The organism is Streptomyces sp. NPDC053542 (assembly GCF_044544685.1).
In the GTDB taxonomy this organism is placed as follows: Bacteria; Actinomycetota; Actinomycetes; order Streptomycetales; family Streptomycetaceae; genus Streptomyces.
Genome location: NZ_JBITXL010000001.1, coordinates 388,087 through 406,961 on the forward strand (window position 1 = coordinate 388,087; position 18,875 = coordinate 406,961).

Here is an 18,875-nt window from a genome sequence, read left to right on the forward strand (position 1 = left end):
GAGAGGAAGCAGCTCATGAGCAGTGCCCCCGAGCGGCGGGTCGTGGTGACCGGCGCCACCGGCAACGTCGGCACCAGCGTGGTCCGCGTACTGAGCGAGGATCCGCAGATCGACGTGGTCCACTGCATCGCGCGCCGCACGCCGCGCGAAGCGCCGCCGAAGACCACCTGGACCGCGGCCGACATCGCGGACGAGGAGTGCGACCTCGCGGCGGACTTCGCGGGCGCGGCGGCCGTCGTGCACCTCGCCTGGGCCTTCCAGCCCACCCACCATCCGACGCAGACCTGGCGCACCAACGTCCTCGGCTCCCTGCGGGTCTTCGAGGCGACGGCGCGGGCCGGGGTGCCGGCGCTCGTCCACGCCTCCTCGGTCGGGGCCTACTCCCCCGGCCCCAAGGACCACAAGGTGGACGAGTCCTGGCCCACGCACGGCTGGCCGGACGCCGCGTACTGCCGCGAGAAGGCGTACCTGGAACGGGTCCTGGACGGCTACGAGCGCGAGCACCCCGACATGCGGGTGGTGCGGATGCGCCCGGCGTTCCTCTTCAAGGAGGAGGCGGCGTCCGAGCAGCGCCGGATCTTCGGCGGGCCCGCGACGCCCGCGCCGGTCGGCAAGCTGGCCCGCCCCGGGCTGCTGCCGTTCCTGCCGGACGTCCCGGGGCTGCGCTTCCAGGTGCTGCACACCGAGGACGCGGCGCGCGCCTACCGGCTGGCCGTCCTCGGCGACGCGCGCGGCGCCTTCAACCTCGCGGCCGAGCCGCCGGTGGACATGGCGTTCCTGGCGCGGCTGCTGAAGGCCCGTACGGTACGGATGCCGGCTGCGGCGGCGCGCGCCGCGCTCGGTACCGGCTGGCGGCTGCGGCTCGTACGCGCCTCGCCGCATCTGTTCGACGCGGTGCTGGGGCTGCCGCTGATGGACTGCGGCCGGGCGCGCGAGGAGCTGGGCTGGCGGCCGGAGAGCACCGCCGCCGAGGCGGTGGGCGCGCTGCTGAGCGGCCTGCGGAAGGCGAGCGGCACGCACACGCCGCCGCTGTCGAGCACACCGAAGACCGCCTGAGCCGCCGCCGTCCGGGCCACTGTCCTGGCGTCGTCCGGGACCGCTGCGCCGTTGGGCCGAAGCTGATCATTTCGGGTTTCCGGTACCGCGGCGACGGGCACTCCGGAGGCGCCGCGGCAGGTCACCGCGTCCACCGTACGCGCGCCCGGACGGCCCGGCGGCACACAGCCCATCAGCACCGACCTCTGGAGGAAGACATGGCCGAGAAGGGGAGCGGGCCGGACAGCCCGCTGCAGGACGACGAGGTGAAGAAGCGCCTGGAGGGCGAGCTGCGGGCCAATCGTGGCATCCGGGTGGAGGAGGAGCACGAGCCCGAGCCGGCGGGCGAGGACCAGCCGGCGGTGCGCCGCTCACCCGAAGGCACCCTCGAAGGCGGCACGCCCCCGGGAATGTCCGGGGACGACGTGGAGATCCGGTCGGACCTGGCCCGCCACCTCGACCCCAGCATCTACCCCGCCGACCGGGCCGCCGTGCTGAGCTCCCTGCGGGACAACCACGCGCCGGACCGGGTCCTGGCGCGGGCGGAGAACCTCCCGGGCGGGCAGCAGTTCGCGAATGTGCAGGACATCGCCCGGGCGCTCGGCCTCGGTGTCGAGGAGCGCCGTACCTGACCACGCGCGGGGCGGCCCGGCGCGGCCGCCCTTCCCCCGGCATGGATGCGCCGGGCCGGATTCTCCCCTCCGGCCCGGCGCTTTCCTTCTCTCCCATGACCGGCCGCTCGGCCGGGAAGCCGAGTGCCACGCTCCCGGAAGCCCAAACCTCCGAAAGCCCCGCGCTCCCCCGCCGTGCTCCGAACGCCTCCCCCGGTGTGCTCCGTCCGGCGCACACCGGGATGCGGCCCCCGCCGGTACGGGGTGCGATGGGAGGCGAGGAGGTGGCGGTACGTGGCACACGCAGTCTGGGCCGGTGCGCTCTCGTTCGGGCTGGTCTCCCTGCCCGTACAGCTGGTGTCCGCGACGGAGAGCCACACGGTCCACTTCCACCAGCTCCAGCGCGGCACCTCCGACCGGGTGCGCAACAAGCGCGTCAACGAACGCACCGGCAAGGAAGTCGCGTACGACGACATCGTCAAGGGCTATGACGCCGGGGACGAGTACGTGCTCGTCGAGCCGGAGGAGCTGGACGAGATCGCACCGGGCCGGTCCAAGTCCCTGGAGATCACCGGCTTCGTCGACCTCGACGCGGTCGAGCCGATCTACTTCGACAAGACGTACTACCTCGCCCCCAAGGGCAAGGAGTACGCCAAGGTCTACGGCCTGCTGCGGGAGGCGCTGGCGAAGGCGAACAAGGCGGGCATCGCCACGTTCGTGATGCGCAACCGCGAATACCTCGTCGCCGTCAAGGCCGAGGACGACATCCTGGCCCTGCACACTCTGCACTGGGCCGACGAGGTCCGCGACCCGCACAAGGAACTGCCGACGCTGCCGGGGCGCACCAAGCCGGACAAGAAGGAGCTGGACACGGCGGTGCAGCTGATCGACGCGCTGTCCGTCGAGTGGGACCCGGAGGAGTACCACGACACGTACCAGGAGAAGGTGCGGCGGCTCGTGGAGGCCAAGCGCACCGGCGAGACGGTGGAGAAGGCCGAGCCGGCGCCGAAGGCGACCAACGTCGTCGACCTGCGCGAGGCCCTGCAGGCCAGCGTGGACCGGGCGAAGGGCGCCAAACAGAAGTCCGGCGGCCGGCAGTCCGGCGGCCAGAAGAAGCAGGCCCAGAAGAAGCAGGCTCCGAAGAAGAAGGCACCCGCGAAAAAGAAAGCGTCCTGACGCCCCCTCAGGAACTGGCCGGCAGGCCCCTCACGCCGCCCTGGACCGCAGTGGGATCTGCGGGCCGAGCGCGTACAGCAGCCGCTGCATCTCCGCGACCAGGCCGCCGAGCGAGGCGGAGGATTCCCCGTCCAGCTCCGACAGCCATTCCTTGAGCCGGGCGTGCGCCTCCCACGCGCTGTCCAGGTCCGCGGCCCGCCGGCTCTCGCGCTCCTCCTCCGCTCCCTCGTCGAGCAGGTGCAGGTCGTGTTCGCAGACGTTCCCCGCCGCGTCCAGCACGTCGGCGGCCAGGCCGAGCGCGCCGTACGGCGGCGGGGCCAGGTCGTTCCGGTCGGGGGCCGCCTCGCGCAGCGTCCGGGTGAGCGTCTTGAGGTGCTCACTGATCCCGTCCCAGGTCTCGTCCCAGTCGGACGGCGGCGCGGGGCGGCCGCGGCGGCGCATCCGGTAACCCGGATTGAAGCGGTAGCTCTCCTGGTCCCAGCCGCGCGCGGTGTGCAGGTCGGTGACGGCGTTGGCCAGCCGCCGGGCCCGGTCCTGCCAGGTCTCGGCGTCCTGGTGGCTGTACCCCTCGTCGCCCGCCTCCCGCAGCCCTTGGGCGATGGTGTGCAGCAGGTCGGCGCTGTCTCTCGGCAGCGTGTAGAGCATGTGCCGCACGCTGCGGGCGTGCACCGGCGGGAAGACCAGGGCGTTCACCGTGATCCCGATGGCCGCGCCGATGACCGACTCCAGCAGCCGGTGCCCGATGTCGTACAGCGAGTACGAGCCGTAGGCCAGCACGAACAGCGCCGTCGTGGACGCGTACATGCCCTGCCGCCCGAAGCGCGCGTAGTTGCCCAGCAGGACGGTGAGCGGCAGGGCGAGCACCATCGCGCCCATCTTGTTGCCGGTCAGTATCGCCGCGCCCGCCGCGATGACCGTGCCGGCCGCGATCACCGCCAGCTGCTGCAGCCCGGAGCGCACCGACCGGTAGACGGTGCTCTCCACCAGCACGACCGCCGTCCACGGCGCCATCAGCGCCATCGGCGCGCCCCACCACCAGCCCGTCACCGCCCAGGCGAGCGCGGCGGCGGCCGCCGCCTTCAGCGACTGCACCGCCGCGTCCCGCTCGGGCCCCGGGCCGGCCACCGCGCTGCGCGCGGCGCGCAGGACGGCGGCGGCCTCCCACTTGACCCAGCGCCACCAGCCCATCAGGGCAGCGGGGTGCCGCCGGTGGCATTCACGATCTCGGCCGTGATGAACGCGGCGTGCTCGGAGGCGAGGAACACATAGGCGGGCGCCATCTCGGCGGGCTGCGCCGGGCGGCCCAGCGGCGCCTGCTTCCCGAACTCCACGGTGTCCGGCAGCGTCGCCGGGATCAGCGGCGTCCAGACGGGCCCCGGCGCGACGGCGTTCACACGGATGCCGTCGGGGGCGAGCATCTGGGCGAGCCCCTGCGTGAAGGTGACGATGGCGCCCTTGGTCGTCGCGTAGTCCAGCAGATGCGGACTGGGCTTGTAGCCCTGTACGGACGTGGTGTTGATGATCGAGGCGCCCTTGGGCATGTGCGGCAGCGACATCTTGCACAGCCAGAACATGCCGTAGAGGTTGGTGCGCAGCACCCGGTCGAACTGCTCGGTGGTGATGGCCCGGATGCCGTCCGGCTGCGACATCTGGTATGCCGCGTTGTTCACCAGGATGTCGATCCGGCCGAACTCCGCGACCGCCCGCTCCACGAGCCGGCGGCACGCGGACTCCTCACGGATGTCGCAGGAGACCGCGACGGCCTTCCGGCCCGCCTCCTCGACGAGCCGGGAGGTCTCGCGGGCCTCATCGGCCTCCTCGGGCAGATGGGTGAAGAGCACGTCGGCGCCCTCGCGCGCGAAGGCCAGCGCCACCGCGCGGCCGATACCGGAATCGCCGCCGGTCAGCAGCGCCTTGCGGTCCGTCAGCAGACCGCTGCCACGGTAGGACTCCTCGCCGTGGTCCGGTGGCGGGTCCATCGGCCCGGTCCAGCCGGGGTGCTCCTGTTCCTGCGCCGGGAAGTCGGGCTGCGGGTGCTTCTCCCTGGGGTTCTGCGGCCGCCCGTTCCGGGCGCCGCTCCCCGCGTCGTCGTGCTGGTCGTGGGGTTGCGCGGCCACTGATGCCTCCTGCTCCGCATTGACCATTGACTGACCATTGACCGGTTTCCGTGGACAGCCGTCCCCTCCGGCTGATCACCGAGTCCCCCGCCCGCCGGACCTCAATCCATCATCGGGTCGACCGTGAAGATCGGCGACCCGGCACCGGGACGGACGGTGCGAACCGGTCAGGGAAGGACGCTGCGAACCGGCCGGGGCACTTGGGTTTCCCCTCGCCCCTCGGCGGTACTCGGTGCGACATGGACTTCCCGGCGGAGACGCCCGGACGGAGAAGCCCGACAGAGATGACTTCATGACGGAAAAAGCGAAGACACCGGATGAAGGCGACCGCCGGAGCCCCGCGAAGGGCCTGACGCTGCCCGAGCTGATGCGCGCGGCGCGCACCCAGCTCGCCGAGCTCACCGGACTGCAACCCGAGACCGTGACCCGGTTCGAGCGGACCGGGGACGGCTGGCTCCTGGAAGCGGAAGTGCTGGAGCTCTCCAGGGTGCCCGACACGATGAGCCTGATGGCGCTGTACGAGCTGACCCTCGATCAGGAGGGTGTGCTCACCGGGTACCGGCGCGTCGGCCGCTACGAGCGCGCGAAAGGAAACCCGTAGAGATGACTGTGATTCCCGCGCAACAAGAAGGAGGCAGCCGGGGAGGAGGCGGCACCAGCGGACTGTACGACGTACTGGAGCTGGTGCTGGACCGCGGACTGGTGATCGACGCCTTCGTGCGCGTCTCCCTGGTCGGCATCGAGATCCTCAAGATCGACGTACGGGTCGTGGTGGCGAGCGTGGACACCTACCTGCGGTTCGCCGAGGCATGCAACCGGCTGGACCTGGAGTCCGGCCGCAAGAAGGAGCCCGGACTCCCCGACCTGGTCGGCGAGATCACCGAGTCCGGCGCGCGCGGCAAGAGCAAGGGCGCGCTCTCGGGCGCCGCCCAGACCTTCGCCGACGCCATCGGCCAGGGCCGGGAGGACGCCTCCGGCGGGTCCGATGAGGAAGAGCCGCGCCGGCCGCGGCGCACCACCAGCTCCCGCAAGAGGGAGGAGAGCTGATGACCACCTATGTCTACGGCATCGCGCACGCCGACCACCCCGCCCCCGAGAAGCCGGTGCTGGGCGTCGGCGACCCGCCGCGGCCGGTGCGGATCATCCGGGCCGGTGAGCTGGCCGCCGTGGTCAGCGACTGCCCCGACGGGTTGCGCCCCAAGCGCCGCGACCTGCTGGCCCACCAGCACGTCCTCACCGAGACGGGCAACGCGGGCGCGGTGCTCCCGCTGCGCTTCGGCTCGCTCTCGACGGACGACGACGCGGTGCGCGGGGCGCTCGGCGAACACACCGAGCACTACAAGACGCAGCTGGCCGAGCTGACCGACCGGGTGGAGTACAACGTCAAGGCCGCGCACCGCGAGGAGGTCGTGCTGCGGCTCGTCGTCGACGACGAGCCGGAGGTCCGCCGCCTCACGGAGGCTTTGCAGGCGGCCGGCGGGGGCGACTACCCCGAGCGGGTGCGCCTGGGCGAGCTGGTGGCCAATGCCGTACGGGCCCGCGAGGTGCGCGACGCGCACACGGTCGAGGAGGCCCTGACCCCGCTGGCGGAGCAGTCGGCGCCCGGCCCGGAGGGGACGGGCTGGCTGGTGAACCTCTCGTTCCTGCTGCCGCGGTCGGACACCGCGCCCTTCACCGAGGCGGCGCACCGGCTCGCCGAGGAACAGCCGCAGCTGGACCTGCTGGTGAACGGCCCGCTGCCGCCGTACAGCTTCGTGCGTCCGGCCCAGCCGGCCACCGAGCACGCGGGCCGGGACTGATGGGCCTGCTCAAGGAAGTGCTGCTGCTGCCCGCCGCGCCGGTGCGCGGCACCGCGTGGGTACTGCGACAGGTCGTCGCCGAGGCGGAGCGGCAGTACTACGACCCCGGCGTCATCCAGCACGAACTGCGGGCGCTGGCAAAGGAGTTGGACGACGGCCTGATCGACGAGGCGGAGTTCGACCGGCGCGAGGACGAGCTGCTGGACCGGCTGGAGGAAGCGCGGGAACAGCGGCACCGAGGACAGTGAGAAGGACGAGGAGACGGTTGAGATGAACAACCGGGCGGCACTGGCACTGGCCGTCGCAGGCGGATATGTACTGGGCCGCACGAAGAAGGCGAAGCTCGCCCTCAGCGTCGGCGGCGTGGTCCTGGGACGGCGGCTGCAGCTCGATCCGCAGCGGCTGCTGGGCCTGGTCGACGAGCGGCTGAAGGCCGACCCGCAGCTCGCGGAGGTGCGCGACCAGCTGCGGGACGACCTGGGCGGGGTGGGCCGCGCGGCGGCGAGCGCGTTCGTCAGCCGCCGCATCGACGGACTGGCGGACAGCCTGCACGCACGCACCGCGAGCGTCCAGGAACGGCTGGGCAGCGGTACGGAGGAGACGCGGGCCGAGGACGAGGAGCCCGCCCCGCGCGACGAGCCGGAGGAGCCGGAGGAATCGGAGGACGAGCCCGCTCCCGAGCGCGCCCCGCGCAAGAAGGCGACCACCAAGGCGACGCCGGCGGCCCAACGGGCCCGGCGCGCCAAGAAGACCGGGACGGAACGCACGGGGACGGCCAGGACGGGTACGGCCAGGACCGGCCCCAAAACCGCCGCCAAGCAGTCCGGCAAGCAGCCGGGGAAGCAGTCCGGCCGGAGCCGGGAGCGTACCGATGGCTGACACGAAGCAGCTCCTCAAGGAGAGCATCGCCCGCAGCCCGGCCACCGACCGGCTCAAGGAGGAGGCCGCCGCGTTCGCCGCGGCCCAGGCCCAGCGGCTGCTGATCGCCGGCGGCCGGAAGCTGGGCGCCGCGACCACCCGGCTGCAGGACATGGCCGAGGGCAACGCCCCCGGGATCGGCCTCAGCGTCGGCCGCGGCATCGGCCGGCTGGTACGCAACAGCATCGGTGGCAGCGGCGGCAAGCGGACGGGCACCGGGACCGGGCGGTTCGTCATCGTCGTCGAGGACACGGACGTCGGGGTGCCGCTGCGCACCGCGTATGACCAGTGGACGCAGTTTCAGGAGTTCAGCTCCTTCGCCAAAGGCGTGCAGGACGTGCAGCGCACCGGCGACACCACCTCCACGTGGCGCGCCAAGGTCCTCTGGTCCAGCCGCAGTTGGGAGGCGACCGTCACCGAGCAGCTGCCGGACCGGCGCATCGCCTGGTCGGCGCAGGGCGCGAAGGCGACCGTCAAGGGTGTGGTGACCTTCCACGAGCTGACGCCGGACCTGACCCGCGTCCTGCTGGTCATCGAGTACTACCCGAAGGGCCTCTTCGAGCGGACCGGCAATCTCTGGCGCGCCCAGGGGCGGCGGGCCCGGCTCGACCTGAAGCACTTCCGCCGCTTCGTCATGCTGCGCGGCGAGGCGACCGACGGCTGGCGCGGCGAGATCCGCGACGGCGAGGTCGTCGAGTCCCACGAGGACGCGGTGGCCCGCGAGGAGGACGAGGGCGTCGCCGGCACGTACGAGGACGAGCCCGAGGACACCGGCGCGGAGGACGAAGCGGAAGAGGACGAGGGCGACGAGGAAGAGGCGTACGAGGACGAGGGTGAATACGAGGACGAGCCCGACGTCGAGTACGAGGACGAGCCCGAGCCGGAACGGGTGAGGTGAGCGCGTACCCCATGTCCTACCCCTCCACCGGCGCCGGCGGCGGCGCCAACCTCGCCGACATCCTCGAACGCGTCCTGGACAGAGGCGTGGTGATCGTCGGCGACGTCCGGATCAATCTGCTCGACATCGAACTGCTGACCATCAAACTGCGGCTGATCGTAGCCTCGGTGGAGCGCGCCGAGGAGATGGGCATCGACTGGTGGCGTGACGACCCGTCACTGTCGTCCAGCGCCCGCCGCAGGGAAGTGTCCCAGGAACGCCGGGACCGCAATCGCGAACAGCGTGATCTGGCCCGGGAGAACGCCGAGTTGAAGGAGCGCCTCGCCGCACTGGAGAGCCGCGGGGAGGCCGCCCTCAAGGACCGCGCTCCGGAGGACCGGACCCTGGAGGAACGGAAGGAGGAGTCACCGTGAGCACGCCTCACAACGGCCGGCTGACGTACGCCTACGCCGTCCTCCACCGCGACGCCCGGCCGCCCGCCGGCCTGCTCGGCATCGGCAACGCGCCCGTACGCACCGTGGCGGAGGGCCCGCTGGCCGCGCTGGTGTCCGACGTGCCCGCCGCGGAGTTCGACCAGCCGGGGGTGCGCGACCGGCTGGAGGACCTGACGTGGCTGGAGGCGACCGCGCGGGCGCACCGACGGGTCGTGGACGAGACCGCGGCGGCGGTCGGCGTGCTGCCGCTGCGGCTGGTCACGGTCTACCGCGACGAGGACGCGGTCCGCGCCGCGCTGGCCGAGCACGCCGAGCGGTTCGAGCGGCTGCTGAACCGGCTGGCGGGCCGCCTGGAGTGGGGCGTGAAGGCGTACGCCCAACAGGCCCCGGAGGACCGCAAGTCGAAGGACCCGGAGCCGGACGACCGTAAACCGTCCGAGGCCGAATCCGGACGGGAGTTCCTGCGGCGGCGGCTGCGGGACCGCAAGGCCGGGGACGCCGCGCTGCACGAGGCCGACGGGCTGGCCCGGGCGGTGCACGACACCCTCGCGCGCGCCGCCGAGCACAGCCGGCTGCACCGCCCGCAGGACGGCCGGCTCGCCGAGGCCGTCGCCGCGTCCGGCGCGCCCGACGCCGCCGGCCGGGCCCCCGCCGGCACCCGCCCCGCCGTCTCGCGCGGCCCGAACCTCCTCAACGGTGCGTATCTGGTACGCCGTGAGGCAGCCGGTACGTTCGCCGAGCGGGTCGGCGAGCTGGCGGCCCGCTCCCCCGCCCTGCGGATCGAACTGACCGGCCCCTGGGCCCCGTACTCCTTCACCGACCTGGCGGACACGGACGACGAGGCGGGACGGACCACCTCATGAGTACTCCCGCCGCCGGCCCGCAGACCCCCGTCGCGCTGATCGACCTGCTCGACCGGCTGCTCGCCGGCGGCGTGGTGATCGCCGGCGACCTGACCCTGCGCATCGCGGACGTGGATCTCGTACGGGTCGACCTGCGCGCCCTGATCAGCTCGGTGAACGAGAACGTCCCGTCGCCGTTCGCCGGACTCGGCCCGGACGGGGCGGGACCGGCGGAGCCCGGGTACGTGGAGGAGGCGAGGCTGCCGTGACCAGGCGGGTGGAACTGGACGAGGAGAGCGTCGAGCGCGACCTCGTACGGCTGGTGCTGACCGTCGTGGAGCTGCTGCACCAGCTCATGGAGCGGCAGGCGCTGCGCCGCGTAGACCAGGGCGATCTGTCCGAGGACCAGGAGGAGCGCATCGGCACGACGCTGATGCTGCTGGAGCGCCGGATGGACGAGCTCTGCGCCCGCTACGACGTGGGCCGCGACGAACTCAACCTCGACCTGGGCCCCCTCGGCTCCCTGCTCCCGCGGGAGGAGGACCGGTAATCCCGGTCGTACGGCTCCCGGCAGTACGGCGGCCCCGCCGCGAGGACGGGGCCGCCTCGTGGGTCAGCCCTTGCCCATCGCCGCCCGTATCGCGTCCTTCGTGCGGTCGATCACGGACGCCACCGGGGTGACGAGGAGGTTCGCCACCGCGGACTCGGCGCCCGGGTGCGGGTGGGTCGGCGCCACCGCTTCGGCGGCCTTGACCGCCTTGGCCAGCCCCTCCAGGCCGCGCTGGTCGGCCACCGCGCGCAAGTGGGTGAACTCGGACTTCTCCTCCGCCTCGGCGTGCGCCAGGATGTCCTGGCGGACCGCCGCGAACTGCTCGTGGAACTCCGAAGAGTCGACGTCCATGTCCTCCAGCCGGCTCAGCGCCTCCTTGGCGCCCTTCTCCTCCGCCGTCCGGTCCTTGACCACCTGTTCACCGCCCTCGACGTGGTCGCGGACATAGGGGTGGACGACTTCTTCCTCGGCCGTCTCGTGCACGGCGAGCAGGCGCACCACGCGCTGGAACGCGTGCTTGCGCTCCTCACCCTTGTGGTTCACGACGTCGTCCAGGAGTCGGCGGATCTGCTGGTGCTGCTGCTCCAGCAGTTCCACGACGTCCTGCTGCTTCTCGGCCATGTGCGGGCCCCTCTCGTCTCGTCGTGCGGGACCCCCGCCGGGTACCCGCCGACGGCCCGCCGAGACGGCGGGAACCGGCCTCGCGCGGGCTCAGACGGCGCTGCGGTCCGCGCCGGCCGCCGCGAGGTCGAACGCGGAGTTGACCAGGGCGACGTGGGTGAACGCCTGTGGCGTGTTGCCCAGTTGGCGGCCGGCGGCGCCGTCCCACTCCTCGGCGAACAGGCCCAGGTCGTTGCCGAGGGCCAGGGTGCGGGCGAACAGGGCGCGGGCCTCGGCGTGCCGGCCGGTGGCGAGCAGCGCGTCGGCGAGCCAGAACGAGCAGGCCAGGAAGGCGCCTTCGGTACCGGGGAGCCCGTCGCCGGACGGCTCGTCGGGGGGCCCGCCGTTCGAGTAGCGGCGCAGGAATCCGTTGTGGTCCAGCTCGGTGCGTACGGCGTCCACCGTACGGATCACGCGCGGGTCGTCCGGGGGCAGGAAGCCCGTTTTGACGATGAAGAGCGTGGCGGCGTCCAGCTGCCGGCTGCCGTAGTGCTGGACGAAGACGCCGCGGTCCGCGTCGTATCCGTGTGCGCAGACGTCGGCGTGCACGGCGTCGCGCAGCATCCGCCAGCGCGCGAGGGGCGCGGGCAGGCCGGTCTTCTCGGCGAGGCGTACCGCCCGGTCGGCGGCCACCCATGCCATGACCTTGGAGTGCACGAAGTGGCGGCGGCCGCAGCGCACTTCCCACAGGCCCTCGTCCGGCTCCCGCCAGCGCTGCTCCAGCGCGTCCATGAGGGTGCGGAAGAGGGTCCAGACGCGGCGTTCCATGGGGATGCCGGCCGCCTGGGCGAGGTACAGGGTGTCGGCCACCTCGCCGTAGACGTCCAGCTGGAACTGGTCGACGGCCGCGTTGCCCAGCCGGACCGGGCCCGAGCCCTCGTAACCGGGGAGCCAGGGCGCCGTGGACTCCGGCAGCCGGCGCTCGCCGGCCAGCCCGTAGAGGGTCTGCAGGTCCGCGGGGTCGCCGGCGATGGCGCGCACCAGCCAGCGCCGCCAGGCGGCCGCCTCCTCGTGGAAGCCGCCGCGCAGCAGTGCGGAGAGCGTCATGCTGGAGTCCCGCAGCCAGCAGAAGCGGTAGTCCCAGTTGCGGGGCGCGCCGATGGCCTCGGGCAGCGAGGTGGTGGCCGCGGCGACGATGCCGCCGGTCGGGCGGTAGGCGAGCGCCTTGAGCGTGATCAGCGAGCGGAGGACGTCGGGGCGCCACTCCCCCTCGTACCGGCAGGTCGCCGCCCAGCGCTGCCAGCCCTCCGCGGTCTCCCGCAGGGCACGCTCGGGGTCGGTGACCTGGACGTTGCGCAGGTGCGAGGGCTGCCAGGTGAGGACGAAGGGGACCCGGTCGCCGGCCCGCACGGTGAACTCCGAGAAGGTGGCGCCGTCGGCGCCGAAGGTGTGCACGCCGGGCGGCACACGCAGCCAGCCCGAGTCCGGGCCGGCGGTCGCGATGCGGTGGTGGCCGGTGCGGCGCACCCACGGCAGCACCCGGCCGTAGTTGAAGCGCAGCCGCAGCGCGCTGTGCATCGGGACCTCGCCGGCCAGCCCTTCCACGATGCGGATCAGCCGGGGCGCCCGGTCGCGCGGGGGCATGAAGTCCAGGACGCGGACCGTGCCCTCGGAGGTCTCCCAGAGCGATTCGAGGACCAGGGTGTCGCCGGCGTAGCGGCGGCGGGTGCAGGGCCGGGGCGGCCCGGCCGGGGCGATCCGCCAGTGGCCGTGCCCGTCGGTGCCGAGGAGGCCGGCGAAGGCGGCGGGCGAGTCGAAGCGGGGCAGGCAGAGCCAGTCGACCGAGCCGTCCCTGCCGACCAGGGCGGCCGTCTCCAGGTCGCCGATGATCCCGTAGTCCTCGATGCGTCCGGGCATGGTCCGTCCATTCTCGGGAGGCCCCGCCGACCTCGCGAGCCACGGACGCGCAGCGGCATATGCGGTGGACGGCGCACCCGCTTGCACGCCCATGGCACCCGATATGAGAATTATGTAGAGCTCTGAGGCTGAAGTCCCTGCCCGGTGCGGAAGGGGTCAGTGATGCAGCGGTCTTCGTCGTGGGTGCCACCGGGAACGGATCTGGACCGCCCGAACGCCGCCCGGATCTACGACTACTTCCTGGGCGGCTCGCACAACTTCCCCGCCGACCGCGAGATGGCCCGCCAGGCCATCTCCCTCTGGCCCGACCTGCCGATGATCATGCGGAGCAACCGGGCCTTCCTGCGCCGCGCGGTGCAGTACCTGGCCGGCGAGGGCATCACCCGCTTCCTCGACCTGGGCTCGGGCATCCCCACCTTCGGCGCCGTGCACGAGGTCGCCCAGGAGGTGCGCCCGGACACCCGAGTGGTCTACGTCGACATGGACCCGGTCGCCGTCGCGCACAGCAGGCTGCTGGTGCGGGACGATCCGCACGTCGAGGTCGTCGAGGCGGACGTGCGGGACCCGTACGGACTGCTCGCCCAGCCCCCCGTCGCCCGGCTGCTGCGTCCGGGTGAGCCGGTGGCGGTGCTGCTGGTCGCGGTGCTGCACTTCGTATCGGACGAGGCGGACCCGCCCGGCATCGTCGCCGCGCTGCGGGACGCGCTGCCGCCGGGCAGCGCGCTGGTCCTCTCCCACGCGTCGCTGGAGGGCCGCCCCGACCAGGCAGGGCCGCACCAGGCGCTGTACGCCCGCACCCGCACCCCGCTCACCATGCGCTCGCGGGCGCAGATCACCGCGTACTTCGACGGCTTCGAGCTCGTCGATCCGGGGGTGGTGTACCTCCCTGAGTGGCGGCCCGAGACACCGGACGCGGTGGGGCCGCACCCGGAGCTGATGACGGGCCTGGCAGGCGTGGGGCGGCGCCCGTGAGCGCTGGGCAACCGGACCACGGAGCGTCCGCACAGTTCCAGGAGTCCTGGGCCGCACTGCTGCGGGAGGGACTCGGGCTCACGGTGCAGCCCGGCGCGCGGCAGCAGCTCACGGCCAGGACCGCCGAGCTGCTGCGCCGGTCCTGGCAGAGCGACCCGGTGTGCACGGCCGCGGCCGAGGAGGCCGGGAGGCTGCTGGTCGAGGCGTACTACACGGACCCCGCGGTGCTGGCCCGCGCGGTGGAGCTGCTGCACGCGCACCCGGTACCGAAGGACCGCGGGCCCGTCGTGGCCGGCGCCTTCGCGGCCGGCTGGGCGGCGGCGCTGCGCGAGCGGACGCTGCGCGACCAGGAGGAGATCCGGGCCGCCGCCGACACCGCGCGGCAGATGGCCGAACGGTCCCTGCGGGCGACCGAGGCCCGCTTCCGCGCGCTGTTCGAGAACGCCCCGATCGGCATCGGCATCGGCGATCTGCACGGCAACATCCTGGAGGTCAACCGCGCGCTGCTGGACATCTTCGGCGGCCACGTGGAGGAGCTGCGCGGCCGCCGGGTCACCGATCTGGTGCACCCGGAGGACGAGCCGGGCACCTGGCAGGCGTACGACGAGCTGATCCGGGGCGAGCGGGAGCGCTTCGAGTGCACCAAGCCGTACTACCGGAAGGACGGCGAGGTGGTCTGGACGCACCTGACGTGCTCGCTGATCCGGGACGAGGAAATGGTGCCGCGCTACCAGGTGGCGCTGCTGGAGGACATCACCGACCGGTACCGGCTCGAGGAGCGGCTGCGCCACCAGGCCACCCACGACACGCTGACCGGCCTGCCCAACCGGGCGGCCTTCATCGACCGCCTCGAACGGCTCTTCCACGCGCCCCCCGCCGACGCCCGGTTCGGGATCTGCTATCTCGACCTGGACGGCTTCAAGTTCGTCAACGACAGCCTGGGGCACGCGGCCGGTGACGAGCTGCTCGTCGCCGTCGCGCGGCGGCTGGAGACCGCGATGACGCCGCTGGGACACCTCGTGGCGCGGCTGGGCGGCGACGAGTTCGTGATGCTGCTGGAGCACTCCCGGGGACAGCAGGACGCCGTGACGGTGGCGAAGGCCGCGCTGGCGGCGCTGGCCACGCCGGTCCCGGTCGCCGACCGCCGGCTCTCCGTGCGGGCCAGCGTGGGCGTACTGGAGCGGTCGGTGGCCACGACCACGCCGGAGGCCGCGGTGCGCGCCGCCGACCTGACGCTGTACCGGGCCAAGGAGGCGGGCCGCGGCCGGTGGACGCTCTTCGACCCGGGCCACCACGCGCGCGAGGTGACCCGCTACGCGATGTCGGTACGGATGCCGGCGGCGCTGGAGCGGGGCGAGTTCTTCGTGGACTACCAGCCGCTGTGCAGCCTCTCGGACGGCTCGCTGGCCGCCGTGGAGGCGCTCGTACGGTGGCGGCACCCGGACTTCGGCGTGCTGAGCCCGGATGATTTCATCGCCACCGCCGAGCAGACCGGGATGATCATGCGGCTGGGCCGCTGGGTGCTGGAGGAGGCGTGCGGGCAGGCGGCGGAGTGGGTGCGCCGGTTCGGGCCCGCGGCGCCGCAGGTGAACGTGAACGTCTCCGTCCACCAGGCCCGGGACGCCCGGCTCGCGGCCGACATCGGCAGGGTGCTGCGCTCCACCGGGCTGGACCCGAGGCTGCTCCAGCTGGAGATCACCGAGAGCGCGGTGATGCGGACCGACGACGACTCGATGCCGACGCTGCGCAGCCTCGCGGACACCGGCATCACGCTCGCGGTGGACGACTTCGGCACCGGCTGGTCGCCGCTGGGATACCTCGGCGAACTCCCGGTCTCCCAGCTGAAGATCGCCGGGTCGTTCGTCGCCGACACGCACCGGCCGGAGGTCTCCGCGCAGCAGAGCTGGCGGGTCATCGAGGGGCTCGTCTCGCTGGCACGGGCGCTCGGCGTGAAGGTGACGGCGGAGGGCGTGGAGACGGCGGCCGACGCGGAGCGGCTGCGGACCATGGGGTGCGACTGGGCCCAGGGCTGGCACTTCGGCCGTCCGGTGCGGCCCGGCGAGATCACCCGGCGGATCACCGAGGAACTGCGGCGCGCGACCGCACACGAAGACGCCGAATACTACAGCGAGTGACCAGCAGCAGTCGATTTCACAATATTTGCGGCAATTCCTTCCCCCTATCTTGACTCTCGGTGAGGATGCTGCAAATCTGAGGACCTGGCTCCGTTTCTCGGGGCGGAGCGGACCGCTCTCCAGCGGGCCGCACATGCCAGTTCCCCGCGCCGCTCGCGGCGCTCGGGAGGGACCGGCGGCAGGGATGTCCCGCCGCACCCAGCGCCCTCCCCGTCATCCCGAGGCTGTGCCCGGGCCGGCCCCGTCGGCCCCGCCACCGCCTCGTCATCCGGGCCACGCCCGACGGCCGGCGGCACCCGTTCCCCCGGAACCGCCCGCCGGCACCGCGCAAGCGTGCCGCCGCTCCTCCGGGACGGCGCACACGCCCGTACACCGGGCCGGCCCCTCGCCCCACGCAGGAGGGGAATAATGCACGGCTTCGGCCGGCGCACCGCGACGGCCTGCCCCTGGATCGCCGCCCGCTACTCGCTGGACACCCGCGTCCACGTCGTCGGACTGGACCCTGCCCCGACCGGTGAGCAGCGCTCGCCGGCCGGCTCGGGCGCCGATGACGTGGACGAGCGCGTGTTGGCGTGGGTGCGGCTGCACGGGCACCCGCTCGCTCTGGTGCACGCCACCGGCACCCCCGGCGCCCGGTCCGGGCACCGCCGGACGCCGGCCGCTGCCGTTACCCACGAACCGGCCGTCCGACTTGAACCGGCCGCCCCCTGCGAATCGGCCGTCCGACCTGAACCGGTCGTTCCGCACGGACCCACCGTCCGCCATGAACCGGCCGTACCGACGGGCCACCGCACCCCGGGGGAACCGGGACCGGCGCCGCCGCCCGCCCCGGAAGGCGGCCCGCCATGACCCCGCACCCGTATCCGGTGCCGGTCTTCCTGTACCACTCGGTGTCCGACGACCCGCCGTCCTGGATCGCCCCCTACACCGTCACCCCGCGCGTCTTCGCCGAACAACTGGACCGGATCATCGACAGCGGCCGTACCGTGATCCCGCTGGAGCGGCTGGTCGGGGCGTTGCGCGGCGGTCCGCCGCTGCCGCCCTGGTGCGCCGTCCTCACCTTCGACGACGGTTTCGCGGATTTCTACTGGACGGTCGCCCCGCAGCTCACCGAGCGGGGGCTGCCCGCCACCCTGTACCTCACGACCGGTGCCGTGCACGCGCCGGGCGAGTCCCCCAGCGGCAGCCTGCTGCCACCGGCCCCGATGCTGAACTGGCGCCAGGTCAGCACGCTCGACGCCTACGGCATCGGGATCGGCGGGCACAGCCGCACCCACGCGCAGCTGGACGCGGTGCCGCGGCAGCGGCTGTGCTCCGAGATCGTGGACTGCAAACGCCGCCTCGAGGACGTCCTCGGACACCCGGTCTCCGCGTTCTCCTACCCGCACGGCTACTCCAGCCCGACGGTCCGCCGCGCGGTCGGCGCGGCGGGCTGGACCTCGGCCACGGCGGCCACGCGAGCCTTCAGCTCACCCGCCGACGACCCGTTCCGCATCGCCCGCCTGACGGTCACGGCCGACACCTCACCGGCCCTCTTCCGCCAGTGGACCGAAGGCCAAGGCGCCCCCACAGCCCCCCTCCGCGACCCCCTCCACACCACCCCCTGGCGCCTCTACCGCCGCACCCGAGCCACCCTCACCGGCCACACCGGCCGACGCCAGCCACCCCAGCGCCGCTGCTAGGAGCGCCACTGGGACTCCCAACTACACATAAGGAGAAAATAAGCGCAAGATAGGGCTTGCAGGTACCTGCCATATCAGCGGCCAACCCTGCGGAGAACGAAGGAGACGAGTCTGATGGCAGACGTCTCACACAGCAGAGGCGATATCGCCAGTCACCCCGATGTGCCTGAGATGCGGGACCGGTATGCCCGCATGCTCGGCGGTCGCGATGTGGCGCTCGTGGACGGGCCGGTGTTCCTCGTCGGTCTGTACTGCGCCATCTCGCCCTGGACGGTCCACTTCACGGCAAGCCAGCCCGCCTTGGTGACCCACAACCTCATTCTGGGCATCGCCATCGGCCTGCTGGCGCTCGGTTTCACCAACACACCGGCGCGGATGTACGGCATGAGCTGGGCCATCTCCGCCATCGGCGTGTGGCTGATCGTGTCGCCGTGGATCGTGGGCGACAGTCCGGACGCCGGAGTCATCTGGAACAACATCATCGTCGGCGCCCTGGCCACCCTGCTCGGGCTGGTCTGCGTGGGCGCGGCGGCGCGGAGCGGCAAGCGACCGTAGCCGCCCGGGAGAAGGGAGCGCTGCTCCGTCGGCCGACCCGTGGTTGCGGGCCGGCCGACGAGCGTCAGGGCTCGGCGGCGGGCGGGGGGCACCGAGGCCGGCGCGGCCGCGACCGTCGCGGCCCCGGGCATGAAAGCGCCGCATGCGGCTACTCGGACCGGCGCCGCCCGGCAGTAGCCGGGCGGGCCTGTTACGGGAGGGGCGTGCGATGACAGAGAGCGCGGAATCGAGGGAATCCACCGTCTACGTCGAGGCGGGAGTGATCGTGCTGGACTGCGCGGAGCCCGAGCCGGTCGCGGAGTTCTACGCGAAGCTGCTCGGTGCGCAGCTGCCGGCCGAGATGGGTGTCGAGATCATCGAGATCTCGGGCGGCCAGGGGACGCGGATGGCGTTCCGCCGGGACCACGGCGCGGCGCCGCCCTCGTGGCCGCGGCCCGAGGACTCCCAGCAGTCCCATCTGCACCTGCTGGTGCCCAAGGACCGCATGGACGACGTGGAGCGCCAGGTGATCGACTTCGGCGGTCAGCCGATGGAGGCCGAGCGGCGCGAGAGCGGCGAGGAAGTGCGGCTGTACTCCGACCCCGCGGGCCATCCCTTCTCGCTGCGCGCCGTCTGACGACGGCATGACCGCCGC

At 72.9% G+C, this 18,875-nt stretch carries 23 protein-coding genes; 19 read left to right on the forward strand and 4 right to left on the reverse strand.

Translation table 11 applies throughout. The features are described from left to right. The first annotated feature begins 15 nt into the window (after window positions 1–15). The 3 genes from ACIGXO_RS01710 to ACIGXO_RS01720 all read left to right on the forward strand — a co-directional run bounded on the left by ACIGXO_RS01710 (window position 16) and on the right by ACIGXO_RS01720 (window position 2,822). Entirely contained in the window at window positions 16–1,056 is a 1,041-nt protein-coding gene (locus ACIGXO_RS01710; protein WP_399778944.1) for an NAD-dependent epimerase/dehydratase family protein, read from the forward strand. Between the two features lie 197 nt (window positions 1,057–1,253). Beyond that, a complete protein-coding gene (locus ACIGXO_RS01715; protein WP_399778946.1) occupies window positions 1,254–1,667 on the forward strand; it encodes a DUF2795 domain-containing protein in 414 nt (137 codons plus the stop codon). A gap of 273 nt (window positions 1,668–1,940) precedes the next feature. Then, on the forward strand, window positions 1,941–2,822 hold the full coding sequence (locus ACIGXO_RS01720; protein WP_399778948.1) for a Ku protein: 882 nt from the start codon (window positions 1,941–1,943) through the stop codon (window positions 2,820–2,822). Window positions 2,823–2,852: 30 nt separating this feature from the next. Here ACIGXO_RS01720 and ACIGXO_RS01725 read toward each other — a convergent pair whose 3' ends face one another. Both ACIGXO_RS01725 and ACIGXO_RS01730 read right to left on the reverse strand, forming a co-directional pair. Then, entirely contained in the window at window positions 2,853–4,010 is a 1,158-nt protein-coding gene (locus ACIGXO_RS01725) for an aromatic acid exporter family protein (RefSeq protein WP_399778950.1), read from the reverse strand. After that, window positions 4,010–4,939 carry an SDR family oxidoreductase gene (locus ACIGXO_RS01730; protein ID WP_399778952.1) on the reverse strand — a complete coding sequence of 310 codons (930 nt, stop codon included), beginning with the start codon at window positions 4,937–4,939 and terminating at the stop codon, window positions 4,010–4,012. Before ACIGXO_RS01730 ends, ACIGXO_RS01725 begins: the two co-directional genes overlap by 1 nt. A gap of 292 nt (window positions 4,940–5,231) precedes the next feature. On the opposite strand from ACIGXO_RS01730, the gene ACIGXO_RS01735 reads away from it, so the two are divergent. From ACIGXO_RS01735 to ACIGXO_RS01780, 10 genes are read left to right on the forward strand one after another with little or no spacing between them, the layout of a single operon-like run. Next, the gene (locus tag ACIGXO_RS01735) at window positions 5,232–5,540 is read left to right on the forward strand and encodes a gas vesicle protein (protein ID WP_399778954.1); all 309 of its coding nucleotides are present in this window, start codon (window positions 5,232–5,234) and stop codon (window positions 5,538–5,540) included. 2 nt (window positions 5,541–5,542) lie between these two features. Next, a complete protein-coding gene (locus ACIGXO_RS01740; protein WP_399778956.1) occupies window positions 5,543–5,986 on the forward strand; it encodes a gas vesicle structural protein GvpA in 444 nt (147 codons plus the stop codon). Next, window positions 5,986–6,738, forward strand: coding sequence for a GvpL/GvpF family gas vesicle protein (locus ACIGXO_RS01745; protein ID WP_399778958.1), 753 nt, complete (start codon window positions 5,986–5,988; stop codon window positions 6,736–6,738). The genes ACIGXO_RS01740 and ACIGXO_RS01745 overlap by 1 nt, the downstream gene beginning before the upstream one ends. Then, window positions 6,738–6,986: a gas vesicle protein GvpG gene (locus ACIGXO_RS01750; RefSeq protein ID WP_399778960.1), complete on the forward strand. Its 249-nt coding sequence runs from the start codon at window positions 6,738–6,740 to the stop codon at window positions 6,984–6,986. The genes ACIGXO_RS01745 and ACIGXO_RS01750 overlap by 1 nt, the downstream gene beginning before the upstream one ends. Window positions 6,987–7,008: 22 nt before the next feature. Further along, the gene (locus ACIGXO_RS01755; RefSeq protein ID WP_399778962.1) at window positions 7,009–7,617 is read left to right on the forward strand and encodes a DNA primase; all 609 of its coding nucleotides are present in this window, start codon (window positions 7,009–7,011) and stop codon (window positions 7,615–7,617) included. Further along, window positions 7,610–8,554 carry an SRPBCC family protein gene (locus tag ACIGXO_RS01760; RefSeq protein ID WP_399778964.1) on the forward strand — a complete coding sequence of 315 codons (945 nt, stop codon included), beginning with the start codon at window positions 7,610–7,612 and terminating at the stop codon, window positions 8,552–8,554. The genes ACIGXO_RS01755 and ACIGXO_RS01760 overlap by 8 nt, the downstream gene beginning before the upstream one ends. Window positions 8,555–8,565: 11 nt before the next feature. Continuing rightward, the gene (locus ACIGXO_RS01765; RefSeq protein WP_399778965.1) at window positions 8,566–8,967 is read left to right on the forward strand and encodes a gas vesicle protein; all 402 of its coding nucleotides are present in this window, start codon (window positions 8,566–8,568) and stop codon (window positions 8,965–8,967) included. Continuing rightward, complete coding sequence (locus tag ACIGXO_RS01770; protein ID WP_399778967.1) at window positions 8,964–9,851, forward strand: GvpL/GvpF family gas vesicle protein; 888 nt, start codon at window positions 8,964–8,966, stop codon at window positions 9,849–9,851. The genes ACIGXO_RS01765 and ACIGXO_RS01770 overlap by 4 nt, the downstream gene beginning before the upstream one ends. Further along, window positions 9,848–10,099 carry a gas vesicle protein gene (locus ACIGXO_RS01775; protein ID WP_399778969.1) on the forward strand — a complete coding sequence of 84 codons (252 nt, stop codon included), beginning with the start codon at window positions 9,848–9,850 and terminating at the stop codon, window positions 10,097–10,099. Before ACIGXO_RS01770 ends, ACIGXO_RS01775 begins: the two co-directional genes overlap by 4 nt. Continuing rightward, complete coding sequence (locus ACIGXO_RS01780; RefSeq protein ID WP_399778971.1) at window positions 10,096–10,380, forward strand: gas vesicle protein K; 285 nt, start codon at window positions 10,096–10,098, stop codon at window positions 10,378–10,380. The genes ACIGXO_RS01775 and ACIGXO_RS01780 overlap by 4 nt, the downstream gene beginning before the upstream one ends. 63 nt (window positions 10,381–10,443) lie before the next feature. On the opposite strand, the gene ACIGXO_RS01785 is transcribed toward ACIGXO_RS01780, so the two are convergent. Together ACIGXO_RS01785 and ACIGXO_RS01790 are read right to left on the reverse strand one after the other, a co-directional pair. Continuing rightward, window positions 10,444–11,001, reverse strand: coding sequence for a hemerythrin domain-containing protein (locus tag ACIGXO_RS01785; RefSeq protein WP_399778973.1), 558 nt, complete (start codon window positions 10,999–11,001; stop codon window positions 10,444–10,446). A 90-nt stretch (window positions 11,002–11,091) separates the two neighbouring features. Then, on the reverse strand, window positions 11,092–12,897 hold the full coding sequence (locus ACIGXO_RS01790; RefSeq protein ID WP_399778975.1) for a glycoside hydrolase family 15 protein: 1,806 nt from the start codon (window positions 12,895–12,897) through the stop codon (window positions 11,092–11,094). Window positions 12,898–13,059: 162 nt separating this feature from the next. On the opposite strand from ACIGXO_RS01790, the gene ACIGXO_RS01795 reads away from it, so the two are divergent. From ACIGXO_RS01795 to ACIGXO_RS01820, 6 genes are all read left to right on the forward strand, one after another. Further along, entirely contained in the window at window positions 13,060–13,869 is an 810-nt protein-coding gene (locus ACIGXO_RS01795) for an SAM-dependent methyltransferase (protein WP_399778977.1), read from the forward strand. After that, entirely contained in the window at window positions 13,866–16,004 is a 2,139-nt protein-coding gene (locus ACIGXO_RS01800) for a putative bifunctional diguanylate cyclase/phosphodiesterase (protein WP_399778978.1), read from the forward strand. Before ACIGXO_RS01795 ends, ACIGXO_RS01800 begins: the two co-directional genes overlap by 4 nt. A 408-nt stretch (window positions 16,005–16,412) precedes the next feature. Beyond that, window positions 16,413–16,853: a hypothetical protein gene (locus ACIGXO_RS01805; protein WP_399778980.1), complete on the forward strand. Its 441-nt coding sequence runs from the start codon at window positions 16,413–16,415 to the stop codon at window positions 16,851–16,853. Continuing rightward, window positions 16,850–17,686, forward strand: a complete 837-nt coding sequence (locus ACIGXO_RS01810) for a polysaccharide deacetylase family protein (RefSeq protein WP_399778982.1) — start codon at window positions 16,850–16,852, stop codon at window positions 17,684–17,686. Before ACIGXO_RS01805 ends, ACIGXO_RS01810 begins: the two co-directional genes overlap by 4 nt. 114 nt (window positions 17,687–17,800) lie before the next feature. Then, on the forward strand, window positions 17,801–18,241 hold the full coding sequence (locus tag ACIGXO_RS01815; protein ID WP_399778984.1) for an SPW repeat protein: 441 nt from the start codon (window positions 17,801–17,803) through the stop codon (window positions 18,239–18,241). A 208-nt stretch (window positions 18,242–18,449) separates the two neighbouring features. Continuing rightward, entirely contained in the window at window positions 18,450–18,857 is a 408-nt protein-coding gene (locus tag ACIGXO_RS01820) for a VOC family protein (protein WP_399778986.1), read from the forward strand. The last annotated feature ends 18 nt before the right edge of the window (window positions 18,858–18,875 follow it).